This is a genomic window from Tatumella morbirosei, assembly GCF_000757425.2.
Taxonomy (GTDB): Bacteria; Pseudomonadota; Gammaproteobacteria; order Enterobacterales; family Enterobacteriaceae; genus Tatumella; species Tatumella morbirosei.
In genome coordinates, this window is sequence record NZ_JPKR02000004.1 from 285,649 (window position 1) to 300,633 (window position 14,985).

Annotated in this window: 10 protein-coding genes; 3 read left to right on the forward strand and 7 right to left on the reverse strand. The window is 52.0% G+C overall.

The features are described from left to right. The first annotated feature begins 310 nt into the window (after positions 1-310). From idnO to HA49_RS12590, 3 genes are all read left to right on the forward strand, one after another. A complete protein-coding gene (gene idnO / locus HA49_RS12580) occupies positions 311-1,075 on the forward strand; it encodes a gluconate 5-dehydrogenase (RefSeq protein WP_038017963.1) in 765 nt (254 codons plus the stop codon). An 81-nt stretch (positions 1,076-1,156) separates the two neighbouring features. Further along, a complete protein-coding gene (locus HA49_RS12585) occupies positions 1,157-2,461 on the forward strand; it encodes an MFS transporter (RefSeq protein WP_038017966.1) in 1,305 nt (434 codons plus the stop codon). Next, the gene (locus HA49_RS12590; RefSeq protein WP_038017969.1) at positions 2,458-3,462 is read left to right on the forward strand and encodes a substrate-binding domain-containing protein; all 1,005 of its coding nucleotides are present in this window, start codon (positions 2,458-2,460) and stop codon (positions 3,460-3,462) included. Before HA49_RS12585 ends, HA49_RS12590 begins: the two co-directional genes overlap by 4 nt. A gap of 66 nt (positions 3,463-3,528) precedes the next feature. Here the strand turns inward: HA49_RS12590 and narI are convergent, their stop codons facing one another. The 7 genes from narI to nirB form a co-directional block, all read right to left on the reverse strand. Continuing rightward, positions 3,529-4,206, reverse strand: a complete 678-nt coding sequence (gene narI, locus HA49_RS12595; RefSeq protein ID WP_038019312.1) for a respiratory nitrate reductase subunit gamma — start codon at positions 4,204-4,206, stop codon at positions 3,529-3,531. Beyond that, a complete protein-coding gene (gene narJ, locus HA49_RS12600) occupies positions 4,206-4,895 on the reverse strand; it encodes a nitrate reductase molybdenum cofactor assembly chaperone (protein WP_038017972.1) in 690 nt (229 codons plus the stop codon). The genes narI and narJ overlap by 1 nt, the downstream gene beginning before the upstream one ends. Continuing rightward, entirely contained in the window at positions 4,895-6,427 is a 1,533-nt protein-coding gene (gene narH, locus HA49_RS12605; protein ID WP_038017974.1) for a nitrate reductase subunit beta, read from the reverse strand. The genes narJ and narH overlap by 1 nt, the downstream gene beginning before the upstream one ends. Further along, a complete protein-coding gene (locus HA49_RS12610) occupies positions 6,427-10,164 on the reverse strand; it encodes a nitrate reductase subunit alpha (RefSeq protein ID WP_038017977.1) in 3,738 nt (1,245 codons plus the stop codon). The genes narH and HA49_RS12610 overlap by 1 nt, the downstream gene beginning before the upstream one ends. 78 nt (positions 10,165-10,242) lie before the next feature. Further along, positions 10,243-11,631 (reverse strand): NarK family nitrate/nitrite MFS transporter, encoded by a 1,389-nt coding sequence (locus HA49_RS12615; protein WP_038017981.1) that lies wholly within the window; start codon positions 11,629-11,631, stop codon positions 10,243-10,245. Positions 11,632-12,036: 405 nt separating this feature from the next. Then, positions 12,037-12,405: a nitrite reductase small subunit NirD gene (gene nirD, locus HA49_RS12620; protein WP_046791819.1), complete on the reverse strand. Its 369-nt coding sequence runs from the start codon at positions 12,403-12,405 to the stop codon at positions 12,037-12,039. After that, positions 12,402-14,945, reverse strand: coding sequence for a nitrite reductase large subunit NirB (nirB, locus tag HA49_RS12625; RefSeq protein ID WP_038017984.1), 2,544 nt, complete (start codon positions 14,943-14,945; stop codon positions 12,402-12,404). Before nirB ends, nirD begins: the two co-directional genes overlap by 4 nt. Positions 14,946-14,985 lie beyond the last annotated feature (40 nt).

The following is a 14,985-nucleotide window of genomic DNA, read 5'->3' on the forward strand; positions in this document are numbered from 1 at the left end:
CTGGCATAAATAACCATTGTCCCTGGATTTATTTGTCACTTTTATATACAGGAATTGACACAAATTATCACAGGAACTCTTGTCAGGAAAATTTGACCGGTTTGCTGAGGTGATGAACATCATCGCGCAGACAGTCTGGCGAGCCAGACCTAAGCAGGGCTTAACCCTGTGCAGGAAAATATACCGGTGATAAATCAGACAAAGATCACACATTATAAATAAAGGACCAAAAACCGCAGCCAGCCTCTTTCATGCTAAGGTGAATGACAGTTAAAGTTACGCGTAACAGCTAATGAAATGAGAGCATCTGATGAGTAAATTATTCGATTTAACCGGCAGGCGGGCGTTGATCACCGGTTCAACGCAGGGACTGGGTTTACTGATGGCTCGTGGGTTGGGAGAGCATGGTGCGGAAGTCATTATTAATGGCCGTGACCCGCAACGATGTGAAAATGCGGTCGCAGAGCTACAGGCGCTGGGTATCCGTGCCAGTGCCCGTGCTTTTGATGTTACCGACCCCGTGGCGGTGACGGCAGCCATCGACAGTATTGAAACCGAAACGGGTCCGCTGGATATTTTGATCAACAATGCCGGAATACAGCATCGTGCTCCTTTCACTGAGTTTCCGGTAGAACAGTGGGATCGGATTATTGACGTCAATCAGAAATCAGTTTTTCTGGTTTCACAGCAGGTTGCCCGCAAAATGATGGTCCGTAAACGAGGAAAAATTATCAATATTTGCTCAATGCAGAGTGAATTAGGGCGCGATAATATTACTCCTTATGCCGCGTCAAAAGGCGCTGTAAAAATGCTGACCCGGGGGATGTGCGTCGAGCTGGCGCGCTATAACATTCAGGTCAATGCGATTGCTCCTGGCTATTTTGACTCAGAGATGACGGCGGCTCTGGTCAACGATAAGCAATTTTCTGACTGGCTGTGTCAAAGAACCCCGGCCGCGCGTTGGGGAAAACCAGAAGAACTGATGGGCGCTGCTGTATTCCTCTCTGCGACAGCGTCGGATTTCGTTAACGGTCATGTCTTATTCGTCGATGGCGGAATGCTGGCCTCGGTATAAATCATGAGGGCGGACGTTAACGACGTTTGCCCTGCGCATTATTCTCCGGCTATCACCAGGGCCGACACAGGATTTTCCTCCATGGATAACAGCAGAAAACTGCCGGTAAAACGGTGGTGGTATTTAATGCCGGTGATTTTTATTACCTACAGCCTGGCTTATCTGGATCGGGCAAACTATGGTTTTGCCGCCGCGTCAGGTATCGAAAGTGACCTGGGCATCAGCCGGGGTACCTCTTCACTGATTGGCGCACTGTTCTTCCTCGGTTACTTCTTTTTTCAGGTGCCCGGAGCTATCTATGCGGTAAAACGTAGTGTACGTAAACTGGTGTTCACCAGTCTGCTGTTATGGGGATTTTGTGCCGCCGCGACCGGTCTTATCAGTAATATTCCGGCGCTGATGGTGATCCGTTTTATCCTGGGGGTGGTGGAAGCGGCTGTGATGCCGGCAATGTTAATCTATATCAGCAACTGGTTTACCCGCCAGGAACGATCACGCGCCAACACCTTTCTGGTACTGGGCAATCCGGTGACGGTGTTATGGATGTCTATCGTATCCGGATATCTGATTAATGCGTTTGGCTGGCGGGAAATGTTTATTTTCGAGGGGGTTCCTGCCTTAATCTGGGCCATCTTCTGGTGGTGTATTGTCCGTGATAAACCGGAACAGGTGAGCTGGCTGACAGAAGCAGAAAAACAGCAACTGGCCAGTGCCATGGCCGAAGAGCAGCAGGCTATACCGCCGATGCGCAATGTGCCGCAGGCTTTACGCTCCCGCAATGTAGTAGTGCTTTGTGTATTACACGCGCTGTGGAGCATCGGAGTCTATGGTTTTATGATGTGGATGCCATCAATTCTGCGTACTGCCGGATCGGTAAACATTGTCCAGGCAGGCTGGCTGGCCGCCGCGCCTTATCTGGCCGCGATTATTACCATGCTGGTGATTTCGTGGTTGTCAGATAAAACTGGTTTGCGTCGGCGCTTTATCTGGCCTCTGTTACTGATAGCTTCAGTGACCTTTTTTGGGTCGTGGCTGCTGGGGAGCTACTCATTCTGGTGCTCTTATGCCTTACTGGTACTGGCCGCTGCCTGTATGTATGCCCCTTATGGACCGTTTTTCGCACTGATCCCGGAATTACTGCCAAAAAATGTGGCAGGTATTTCCATCGGGTTAATTAACTGTTGCGGTGCATTGGGTGCATTTGTCGGAGCCTGGCTGGTGGGTTATCTCAATGGTCTGACCGGCGGCCCGGGAGCCTCTTATACTTTTATGGCCATTGCATTACTGGTATCGGTAGGGTTGGTATTTTTCCTGAAAGTTCCCGCAGGGAACAGACAGACTGCCCCGTTACTCAACGTTGATGCTGAAAAACAGGGGCCCCGATGAAGCGGAACAGGATGTCTTTGCAGGATATCGCGACTCTTGCCGGTCTGACCAAAATGACCGTCAGCCGTTACATGCGGGGGCCGGAAAATGTTTCTGAACGCAGCCGTCAGGCTATCGATGCAGTCATGCGCCAGCATGACTACATACCTAACCGTTTACCGGACATTTTAGCCGGGGCCCGCAGCCGGACACTGGGAGTGATTATTCCCTCATTCCGTAATCAGATTTTTGCTGATGTGCTCGAAGGCATTAAGCAGGTAGCGGAAGAGCACAATTATCAGACGATTATTGCCAGTAACGACTATGATCCTCTGACCGAACAGCAAAAAATTATCACCCTTTTGTCATATCACATTGATGCACTGATTCTGACTGGCAGACAACACAGTACCGCTGCGATCGGCAGCATTCGTGCCTCCGGTGTACCGGTGGCTGAACTGATGGAAATTGGTCCTGGTGCGCTGGATTTGCAGGTGGGTTTTGATAACCAGCAGGCTGCCTGCGATATGACTGAACAACTGATTACCCGTGGGCGACAGCATATTGTTTTTCTGGGCTCGATGGATGATCCGCGGGATATCAGCCGCTACCGGGGTGTTCAACAGGCCCTGCAGCGCCGGGGAATGACAGGGCGGCATATTGTCCCGAAAGAGATCTCGTCAATGGCCCTTGGACAGAAAATGTTCGGGCAGATTATGCAGAGGTATCCGCAAACCGATGCGGTGTTCTGTACCAATGATGACCTGGCCGTGGGGGTTTTACTGGAATGTCAGGCCCGGAAAATCGAAGTTCCGCAGCAGATCGCGATTGCCGGATTCCATGGTCTGGATATCGGTCACGCCAATCAGCAAAAACTGGCCAGTGTGATTACGCCAAGGCTGGCTATCGGCCAGGTCGCGACCCGCCAGCTATTGAACAGACTGGAAGAAAACGGTAACCCGGCGGCGGCTGAACTCTGTATCGATCTGGGATACCGGCTATTTATGGGGGATACCCTGTAGCCGGTATCCCTTCCTGCTGCATCGGGCAGAGCCTGCCAGAAGCTGCGGTCAGCTTCCGGCACCGGCTTAGCGACGCGAACGTACCAGTTGATATCTCCGTGTCAGATACTCAACCGGCGCACTCCAGATATGTACCAGCCGGGTGAACGGGAACAGTAAAAACAGTGTCATCCCCAGCACCAGGTGTATCCGGTAAATCACCGCAACACCTTCCAGACTGGCCGCTGCATTTCCCCGGAAGGTTACTACGGATTGTGCCCAGCCTACCAGTTTCATCATCTCATTTCCGTCCATATGCTGTGCTGAGAACAGAATCGTTATCAGCCCCAGGCACGCCTGAATCAGCAATAAACTGAGGATCAGGATATCGGCACGGGTAGAGGTGGCACGAATACGCGGATTATACAGCCGGCGTTTCAGCAGCATGCCACCCCCCACCACGGTCATGACTCCGCAAATCCCCCCTGCCAGCATAGCCAGTTTCTGTTTGGCGGCAATCGACAGGAATGGCTCATATACCCAATGTGGGGTCAGCAGACCAAAAAGATGGCCGAATAAAATACCAAGAATACCAATATGGAACAGATTCGAAGCCAGAGTCATGCCTTTTTTATCCAGCATCTGACTGGAAGATGCCCGCCAGCTGTACTGGCCATAATCATAACGAAGCCAGCTACCCGCCAGAAACACCGTGCCACACAGGTAAGGGTATAGATCGAACAGAAAGGTATTCAGCCAGTTCATCATTTGCGGCCTCCTGCGGATAAATCCAGATATTGTGGGGTCACCTGCTGACTGAATCGCTGCCGGTATTGCTGTTCAGCCGCCTGCTTACACGCCGGATCTTCGATAAATTTCACCTGTTCCTCCTCCCAAAGTGCATCCATTGCCTGTGGGGTATCATCCCGGGATTCACCGGCAATCTTTTCCAGTACGCTGCTACTGCGCAACGGGCTATCTGCCAGGCTGAGTAGCGTGTCGAATAATACCCGGAATTCACTGTCACGCTGAGCCAGACGGCCACCGAGCAACGCCAGAATTTCTGCGATATCCCGCAATCCCTGTCGGCCTTCTTCTTCAGAACAGAGCGATAAATACTCCAGATAGACGGGCAGGTAGTCAGGTAGCTCACGGCTGTCAGCTTCAAGACCGGCAGCCCGATACTGTGCCAGAAGGTCGACCATCGCCTGACCCCGGTCACGGGATTCCGCATGGACATGTTCAAACAACAATAATGACGTGGCCCTGCCACGATCGAACGTCTCACACCACTGCTGTTGGCAGTCCAGCAGAGGTTTCTGCAGATAATTCCGGACAAACGGGTAGAGATCCGGGCAGTCGGCGGCCGTCAGTACCATGATTTCATCCGCCGCCTCCCATAACGCCGGGGACGGGTATTCGAGCAGGACGGCAATCAGTTTTAACGGTGACATCACTGGTCTCCTGTTTTGCCGGACACATCAATAGCATCGATACGGCGACTGTTAAACAGGTTGAAATGTGAATCACTTCCCTGGCAGCCATCGCCAAAACTAAAACCACAGCCGTTACGTTCCGGAAATGCGTCACGGGCCAGTTCACGGTGGCCGGAAGGCACGACAAAACGGTCTTCATAGTTGGCTATCGCCAGATAACGGTACATCTCTTCTGCCTGTTCGGCTGTCAGTCCGGTTTCCTCTAAGGCCCGGGTATCGGTAATGCCTTCAACGGTTTGGGCCCGTTTATAATGGCGCATTGCCATCATGCGTTTCAGTGCAGACAATACCGGCGCGGTGTCACCGGCCGTCAGCATATTGGCAAGATAACGCAGCGGTATCCGTAACTGTTCTACCGCCGGCAGCACGCCTTCAGACTCAAGCATTCCGGATTCGGCGGCAGACTGAAGGGGGGAGAGTGGCGGTACGTACCAGACCATTGGCAGAGTACGGTATTCCGGATGCAATGGCAGGGCCAGTTTCCATTCCATCGCCAGTTTCCAGACTGGCGAATTTTGTGCCGCTTCCAGAACATTCTGCGGAATGCCCTGTTGCAAAGCTTCAGCAATCACCTGCGGGTCGTTCGGGTCGAGGAAAACCTCTGTCTGGCGCTGGTATAAGTCCTGCTCACCGGCGGTGCTGGCGGCTGACAGGATTTTATCTGCGTCATACAGAAGCACACCGAGGTAACGAATGCGACCAACACAGGTTTCAGAACAGACGGTCGGCATTCCCGCTTCGATACGCGGATAACAGAAAATGCATTTCTCAGATTTTCCGCTTTTCCAGTTGAAGTAGATTTTTTTATACGGACAGCCACTGATGCATAAACGCCAGCCACGGCAACGGTCCTGATCTATCAGGACGATACCGTCTTCTTCTCGTTTATATATTGCGCCGCTCGGACAGGTGGCTACACAGGCCGGATTGAGGCAGTGCTCACACAGCCTCGGCATATACATCATAAAGGTATGTTCGAACTCGCCGTAGATCTGCTTTTCCATCTGTGCAAAGTTCTGGTCAGCAGAGCGTTTTTCGAACTCACCCCCCAGTATTTCTTCCCAGTTGGGCCCGGAGGAGATCTTATCCATTCGCTGACCGCTGATCAGGGAACGCGGACGGGCAGTAGGCTGATGTTTACCCTGCGGTGCGTTGTGCAGATGTTGATAATCAAAGGTAAAAGGTTCGTAGTAATCATCAATCCCCGGCACGACCGGGTTGGCGAAAATTTTACTCAGTACTCCGACTTTATTCCCCAGCCTCGGGGTGATGTGGCCATTAATTTTACGAATCCAGCCGCCCTGCCATTTCTCCTGATCCTCCCAGGCGGCGGGATAACCGATGCCTGGTTTACTTTCAACGTTATTGAACCAGGCATATTCCATACCTTCACGGCTGGTCCAGACGTTTTTGCAGGTCACAGAACAGGTATGACAGCCAATACATTTATCAAGGTTAAGCACCATGCCAACCTGGGAACGTATTTTCATTACTCCGCCTCCTGTATCTGGTCGCGGCCTTCATCATCCAGCCAACTGATATTTTTCATTTTTCGCACAATGATAAATTCGTCTCTGTTCGATCCGACGGTGCCGTAATAGTTGAATCCATAACACTGATGAACATAGCCACCAATCATATGCGTGGGTTTCGGGCTGATACGGGTCACCGAGTTATGGATGCCACCACGCATGCCGGTAACCTCCGAACCTGGAATATTGGTTATCCGCTCCTGAGCGTGATACATCATGGTCATCCCGGCAGGTACGCGTTGACTGACTACTGCGCGGGCCGTCAGAGCGCCATTGCTGTTAAATGCTTCTATCCAGTCGTTATCCCGAATGCCCATTTCCTGTGCATCCTGTTCGCTCATCCAGACAATCGGCCCGCCACGTGACAGCGTCAGCATTAGCAGGTTTTCGCTGTAGGTAGAGTGAATTCCCCATTTCTGATGCGGCGTCAGAAAGTTGAGTGTTTTTTCCGGATAACCGTTTGACGGAATATGGCTGAGTTGTTCAACGCTGCGGGTATTGACCGGTGGCCGGTAGCTCACCAGACTTTCACCGAAAGCCCGCATCCACGGATGATCCTGATATAACTGCTGACGGCCGGTGAGTGTTCGCCATGGGATCAGTTCATGAACATTGGTATAACAGGCGTTGTAAGACACATGCTCATCTTCCAGCCCTGACCAGGTAGGGCTGGAAATGATTTTCCGCGGTTGTGCCTGAATGTCCCGGAAACGGATCTTTTCATCCTGTTTTGGCATGGCGAGATGGGTATGGTCGCGGCCGGTGATTTTTCCCAGCGCCTGCCAGGCTTTGACGGCCACCTGGCCATTGGTTTCCGGGGCTAGTGCCAGAATCATTTCAGCGGCATCAATCGCGGTATTGAGTTGTGGCTGACCTTTCCCGGCTCCGGAATCACAACGATGGTTCAGTTGCCGCAGCAGTTCGACCTCTTTTTCGGTGTTCCAACTGATGCCTTTCCCGCCATTTCCCAGTTTTTCCAGCAGCGGACCCACAGATCCAAAACGCTCACTGAGTGCCGGATAATCCCGTTCCACCACCATAATATGCGGGGCGTTTTTACCGGGTTGCAGTGCGCATTCGCCTTTATGCCACTGTTTCACCTCATAAGGCTGTGCAAGCTCGGCTGGCGAATCATGCTGAATGGGTAATAACACCACATCACTTTCTACCCCGAGATGTCCCGGGCAAAGTGCCGAAAATGTTTTAGCAATCCCTTTATAGATATCCCAGTCGCTGCGTGACTCCCAGACCGGATCAACGGCGGCAGAGAGAGGATGAATAAACGGATGCATGTCCGAAGTATTCATATCATCTTTCTCATACCAGGTAGCGGTCGGCAGGACAATATCGGAAAACAGGCAGGTACTGGACATCCTGAAGTCCAGGGTGACCAGCAGATCGAGTTTGCCTTCGCGGGCCTTGGTCTGCCAGTCGACTTCTTCGGGCGACATCCCGGGCACGGCCACGGTTTCGCTGCCCTGGATACCGTGCTCAATACCCAGCAGATAGCGCAACATATATTCGTGCCCTTTGGCTGAGGAACCGAGCAGGTTGGAACGCCAGACAAACAGGTTACGCGGGTGATTGCTGCCGCTATCAGGTTGTTCACTGGCAAAGCGTAGTTTTCCGTTTTGCAGCGCCTCCACGGTATAATCTACCGGTGAAAGCCCGGCGGTTTTGGCATGCTGTGCAATATTCAGCGGATTGGTATTCAGTTGTGGAGAAGAGGGCAGCCATCCCATCCGTTCGGCACGGACATTAAAATCGATAAGCTGACCAGTAAATTCATCGGGATTAGCCAGCGGCGAAAGCAATTCTTTGACGGTGAGCTTTTCATAGCGCCACTGTCCGGAATGATTATAGAAAAATGAAGTGCTGTTCATATGGCGTGGCGGGCGGGCCCAGTCCAGGGCAAAGGCCAGAGGTTGCCAGCCGGTCTGTGGGCGGAGTTTTTCCTGACCCACATAATGGGCCCAGCCCCCGCCGGTTTGGCCAACGCAGCCGCAGAAAATCAGCATATTCATCAAACCACGGTAGTTCATATCCATGTGATACCAGTGGTTCATTCCCGCTCCGACGATAATCATCGAACGGCCGTGTGTTTTATGGGCGGTGTCGGCAAATTCCCTGGCGATACGGATAATCTGCTGGCGCGGAACACCACAAATCTGTTCTGCCCAGGCTGGGGTGCAGGCTTTCAGCTCATCATAACTGGCAGCCGACTGTTCATCGCCAAATCCCCGCTCTACACCATAATTGGCCAGGGTCAGATCATATACACTGACCACCTGGCCCTGACGGCCATCGGCCAGGGTAATCTGACGAACCGGCAGGGTATGAATCAGAATGGGTGACTGCTTCACATGACGGAAATGCGGAGATTCCTGACCGCCAAAATAAGGGAAAGCTACCCCGCATAAATCATCGTAACCGTCAGCCATTGTCAGTCGCAGTTCCTGATCCTGATCGGCGGCCCGGGCTTCAAGATTCCATTTTCCCTGCTGTCCCCAGCGGAAACCCGCGGAACCGTTGGGAATAACCAGTTGCCCTTGCTGATTAAAGGCGACGGTTTTCCAGTCCGGATTATTGGTTTCTCCCAGGTTTTCCGGCAGATCGGCGGCACGTAGTAGCCGCCCGGGCCGGTAATAGCCTTCACTGGTGTGCTCCAATAATACCAGCATTGGCATGTCGGTATAACGGCGACAGTAATTCAGGAAATAGTCACTGGGGTTCGTGATATGAAATTCTTTAAGAATCACATGGCCCATCGCCATCGCCAGTGCTGCATCGGTACCCTGTTTGGGTGCCAGCCAGTGGTCGCTAAGCTTGGCGACTTCGGCATAATCAGGGGTGATAGCTACTGTTTTGGTACCTTTGTACCGGACTTCAGTAAAGAAGTGAGCATCCGGGGTGCGTGTCTGGGGCACGTTAGAACCCCAGGCAATGATATACGCTGAGTTATACCAGTCTGCTGATTCCGGTACATCCGTCTGTTCACCCCAGGTCATCGGCGAGGCGGGGGGCAAATCACAGTACCAGTCATAAAAGCTCAGGCAGGTACCTCCCATCAACGACAGATAACGGGTACCTGCGGCATAAGAGACCATTGACATGGCCGGAATGGGGGAAAAGCCAGCAACGCGGTCCGGGCCATAATTTTTAACGGTCCAGATATTGGCTGCAGCAATCAACTGATTCAGCTCGTTCCAGTCAGATCTGACAAAGCCACCCCGGCCACGGGCCTGTTTATAGCTGGCTGATTTCGCTTCATCGTTGACGATACTGTCCCAGGCCATCACCGGATCACTGTGCTGCTGTAATGCTTCGCGCCACAGCCGAATAAGTTGCTTACGTACCAGAGGATATTTCAGGCGGTTTGCACTATAGATGTACCAGGAGTAGCTGGCTCCTCGTGGACAACCCCGCGGTTCATGGTTGGGTAAATCTGCGCGGGTACGCGGATAGTCTGTCTGCTGAGTTTCCCAGGTAACCAGACCGTTTTTGACATAAATTTTCCAGCTACAGGAGCCGGTACAGTTTACCCCGTGGGTTGAGCGGACGATTTTGTCATGTTGCCAGCGTTGCCGGTAACCGTCTTCCCAGTCACGGTTACTGTTCATCATCTGGCCGTGTTCCTGCGAGAAGGTGCCTTCTTTTTGCTTAAAATAGCGGAGTTTATCCAGTAATTTGCTCATATTGCTCTCTCTACAAAACCTGATTTATCGCTGTTGTTCTGTCAGACGCTGCTTATTCTCAACCTGTAAAGGGTTGAGTCATTGGCGGGCTGATTTTTTTCGGCCGTAGACCAGCCCTGTTATCAGTAAACAGACGATGTAAAAGATCAGGAAAAGTTTCATTGCACCCACGGGGGAGCCGGTGAGTGCCAGTGAAGTGCCGAAGGCTTTCGGGATAAAAAATCCACCAAAGGCTCCGATAGCGGAAATAAATCCGAGAGCTGAGGCAGTTTCGGTGACCGCTATCTGGCCAGCTTCGGCTTCGCTGGCACCGTCGGCCAGAGATTTGCTGATAGTCAGGCGGCGGAAAATCACCGCGATCATCTGGAAAGTCGAACCGCTACCCAGACCGGCAGTCAGGAATAAGCCCATAAATACGCAGTAGAACGCATTAAAATTACCTGAGCCTGCAGTGCCGTCCGGCAGAGTGATAAACAGTAATCCGCAGAAAATAACCATGAACAGGTAGTTGATGAATGTCACACGAACGCCACCAAATTTATCCGAGATAATCCCGCCGCAGGAACGGGCCAGAGCGCCGATAAATGGACCAAAAAAAGCCAGTTTCAGGATATCAACTCCCGGGAACTGGGTTTTAGCCAGCATCGCAAAACCGGCAGAAAAGCCGATAAATGAACCGAAAGTAGTAAGATACAGCAGGCTGAGCAACCACATATGGCCGCGTTTAAGTACCGGCAACTGCTGAGCTACCGACATACGTGTCCCGGGAACATCGTTCATTCCAAACCACGCGGCGAAAGTGGCGATTAACAACAGCGGCACCCAAATCCAGGCGGCGTTCGACAGCCAGAAAACCGAACCATCCGGCAGCAAAGTGCCCTGGCCTGCCATCTGGCCAAACAGCGGCACTACCAGAACCATCGGGGCCGCCAGTTGCATCACGCTGACTCCCAGATTCCCCAGGCCCCCGTTGATTCCTAACGCGCTGCCCTGGCGGGCTTTGGGAAAGAAAAAACTAATATTCCCCATGCTGGAAGCAAAATTGGCCCCGGCAAAACCACACAGCAGAGAAATAATAATAAAGGTGTTGTATCCGGTGGTGGGATCCTGAACGGCAATACCTAACCACAGGCAAGGAATAATCAGTATTACAGTGGAAATAGCTGTCCACTTACGACCACCTATTAATGGCACCATAAACGAGTAAGGTACCCGCAGAATAGCGCCCGACAGAGCCGGTAATGCCGTGAGCATAAATAATTGATCGGTAGTAAAATTAAATCCGGCTTTATTCAGATTAATCGACACCGCGCTGAATAACATCCAGACGCAAAATGACAGCAATAACGCAAATACCGAAATCCACAGATTACGTTGTGCTATCTTTTTTCCGGAATTTTCCCAGAATTGCTGATTTTCCGGTTCCCATTGTTTCAGAAGCCCGGAACGATGATTGTTTAACGACATGGCCTGGTCCAGTGTTGTAGGTGGATAACATTACCTGCATCAGGTAATAAGAATTTTAAAGGTGGTAAATTTCGGCAGTAATAAATGATTATCATTTTTAACTGCGGGTATATTTTTAATTATCAGTTACCAGTGAGTTAATTTTACCCTGAGTGACAGGGGGGACTGATTGATCCCGGACAGTATTTCGACGGGCACTATCAGTGAATAACTCTGTTTATTTGCTGCCTTATTATTTTTCTATTGTTCTCAGGCACCGGATAATTCCCGGGGAATACCGCGGCGGGTGGGAAATTCGCCAGCCCCGGCGATCAGCCGCCTTAACAGACTGTCGCTAAAGCAGGCTGAACCCCGGTTTTTCTGTCAGACAGATAAGCCATCATGATTGCCGTGCAATGTTACCGGTTAGCTTTCAGAAGGCGGATTATCGCACTGCGCAATGATTCCGGTTGCCTGCAACTGAACTCTGCCATCGACCACCCGCACCGGGTAAGCCGCCACTGAAAATTTTCCCTCTTCCAGACACCAGCCATCCCGCAGGCGGAAATGCTGTTTTTTCAGCGGGCTGGCGACCCACAATTCACCGTTATGCTCAGCAATAATGCCGCGGCTAAGAACGCTGGCCTGAAAGAACGGGTCAATATTACTAATGGCAAATAGTGACAGCGCTTTCGCAGGGCGAAACACCGCAATTTGCTGATTCTCCAGCAGAGCACAGACACCGGTGGCGGGCAGAATATCTTCAGCCAGGCAAATATCGGTCCATTGGCTCATGACGGGTCCTCCTCATACACTTGCGGAATACGTTCTGTGGGGGTGGCCGGACGATGCTGGTGGCCTTCCGGGACCATCTGTATCAGTGGGTCACGTTCGCAGCTGTTGATGAAATGCCGGAAACGCAGTTGCATCTCCGGTTGCCGGACTGTTTGCTGCCATTCACACTGGTATTGCTGACGGAGCAACTGCAACTCATCCTCTGACTGCTGTGCAATTTCCAGCTGATCATCAATGATGACCCGTTTCAGGTAATCAATACCGCCTTGCATATTGTCCAGCCACACCGAGGTTCGCTGTAATTTATCGGCAGTGCGCAGATAAAACATCATAAAACGGTCGATATAACGGATCAGCGTCTGCTGGTCGAGATCAGCCGCCAGTAGATCCGCGTGCCGGGGTTTCATTCCGCCGTTACCACACACATACAGGTTCCAGCCTTTTTCGCTGGCAATCACGCCAATATCCTTGCTCTGTGCTTCGGCACATTCACGGGTGCATCCTGAAACACCGAATTTCATTTTATGTGGGGTACGGATCCCTTTATACCGGTTCTCCAGCAATACCCCCAGACTGGTGCTGTCGCCGACACCGTAGCGACACCAGCGGCTTCCGACACAGGTTTTTGCCATACGCAGCGCCTTGGCATAGGCATGTCCGGTTTCAAAACCGGCTTCAGCCAACCTGTTCCAGATGGCAGGTAAGTCATCCTTTTGAACCCCGAACAGGGCTATCCGTTGAGAACCGGTGATTTTGCTGTACAAACTATATTCAGCGGCAATATCTCCCAGCACCCGCAGTTGTTGCGGCGTAATTTCTCCGCCGGCGGTGCGTGGGATCACTGAATAGCTGCCATCTTTCTGGATATTGGCGAGGAAATTGTCATTTGAATCCTGCAGCGGGACCAGCGCTGGCTGCAGAATATATTCGTTCCAGGCAGATGCCAGCAGGCTGGCCGCTGCGGGTTTACAAATTTCGCAGCCGTAACCTTGTCCGTATTTCTCCAGTAATACGGAAAAAGTTTTTATCTGCCCGACACGGATCAGGTGAAACAGCTCCTGGCGTGAGTAGGGGAAGTGTTCACAAAGATGGTTATTGATTTCTATTCCCTGGCGCGCCAGCTCACTGTTAAGTACCTGAGTCACCAAAGGCAGGCATCCTCCGCAGCCGGTTCCGGCATGAGTGGCGGCCTTGAGTGCTGCAACGGTGTGGCATCCTTGCTGAATGGCGTTAATTAACGCCCCTTTAGTGACATCAAAGCAGGAACATATCTGAGCGCTGTCGGGTAATTTATCGACCCCCATCACCGGTGCCGCATTTCCGGCTGTAACCGGCAGAATCAGTTGTTCGGGATTATCCGGCAAGTCGATATTGTTGAGCATCAGTTGCAGCAAATCACCGTAACTGCTGGTATCTCCCACCAGAACGGCGCCGAGCAGGCGACAGGGGGACTGGCTGACAATCAGGCGTTTGTAGACTTCTTTGCTCTCGTCCAGATAAACAAAACTCTGGCAACCCGGGGTGCGTCCATGAGCATCGCCAATGCCGCCCACATCGACACCCAATAGCTTTAATTTGGCGCTCAGATCCGCTCCATTGAAGCTTTCTGACTGGCCTGACAGTTGTGCGGCGGTGACCCGTGCCATCCGGTAGCCCGGGGCAACCAACCCGTAAATGTGCTGGTTCCAGCTGGCACATTCCCCGATGGCATAAATATCCGGATCGCTGGTCTGACAGTGATCGTTAATCACTATGCCACCTCTGTCGGCAACCTCAAGTCCGCACTGACGGGCGAGCGCATCCTGCGGCCGGATTCCGGTTGAGAATACGATAAAATCGGTTTCCAACTGAGAACCGTCGGCAAAGCAGAGTGTTTTGCGGGCTTGCTGGCCTTGCTGAATAATCTGCCGGGTATTTTTTCCGGTATGTACCCTGACCCCCAGGCGTTCGATTTTTTTTCGTAGCAGTTCGCCACCCTGGCGGTCGAGTTGCTCTGCCATCAGGACATCGGCAAATTCAACGACATGAGTCTCTATTCCGAGACTTTTCAGCGCGCCTGCCGCTTCCAGCCCCAGCAGTCCGCCACCGATAACGACTCCGCGTTTGCTGCGTAATGCACAGGTCTCAATAGCATTTAAATCGCCAATCGTCCGGTAAACAAAGCAATCCGCAGTATCACTACCCTCAATGGGGGGGACCCATGGCCGGGAACCGGTGGCGATCACCAGTTTGTCATAAGTCACAATGCGCCCGTGCCCGGAGCTGATCTGTTTCCGCTGACGGTCGATATTTACAGCCCGTTCCCCGGTAAAGACCCGCACCTGATGTTTTTCGTAGAAGCCTTCCCGCACCAGAGATAAATCCTCAGCGGTATGATGTGAGAAATAAGAGGAGAGATGGACGCGGTCATAGGCAACCCGGGGCTCTTCACAGAACACCGTAATCTCCAGGGTGTCGGCGGGCTGTTTATCGATCAGTTCCTCAATCAGCCGATGTCCCACCATGCCGTTGCCGATTACACACAGTCTGATATTACTCATTATGGCCTCATCATCATCAGGGAGTATTGACTCTACGACA

Excerpts from the sequence above, each read along its gene's own strand:
- idnO (WP_038017963.1), top strand. The coding sequence starts at position 311 with ATGAGTAAATTATTCGATTTAACCGGCAGGCGGGCGTTGATCACCGGT.
- HA49_RS12585 (WP_038017966.1), top strand. The coding sequence starts at position 1,157 with ATGGATAACAGCAGAAAACTGCCGGTAAAACGGTGGTGGTATTTAATG.
- HA49_RS12590 (WP_038017969.1), top strand. The coding sequence starts at position 2,458 with ATGAAGCGGAACAGGATGTCTTTGCAGGATATCGCGACTCTTGCCGGT.
- narI (WP_038019312.1), bottom strand. The coding sequence starts at position 4,206 with ATGAACTGGCTGAATACCTTTCTGTTCGATCTATACCCTTACCTGTGT.
- narJ (WP_038017972.1), bottom strand. The coding sequence starts at position 4,895 with ATGTCACCGTTAAAACTGATTGCCGTCCTGCTCGAATACCCGTCCCCG.
- narH (WP_038017974.1), bottom strand. The coding sequence starts at position 6,427 with ATGAAAATACGTTCCCAGGTTGGCATGGTGCTTAACCTTGATAAATGT.
- HA49_RS12610 (WP_038017977.1), bottom strand. The coding sequence starts at position 10,164 with ATGAGCAAATTACTGGATAAACTCCGCTATTTTAAGCAAAAAGAAGGC.
- HA49_RS12615 (WP_038017981.1), bottom strand. The coding sequence starts at position 11,631 with ATGTCGTTAAACAATCATCGTTCCGGGCTTCTGAAACAATGGGAACCG.
- nirD (WP_046791819.1), bottom strand. The coding sequence starts at position 12,405 with ATGAGCCAATGGACCGATATTTGCCTGGCTGAAGATATTCTGCCCGCC.
- nirB (WP_038017984.1), bottom strand. The coding sequence starts at position 14,945 with ATGAGTAATATCAGACTGTGTGTAATCGGCAACGGCATGGTGGGACAT.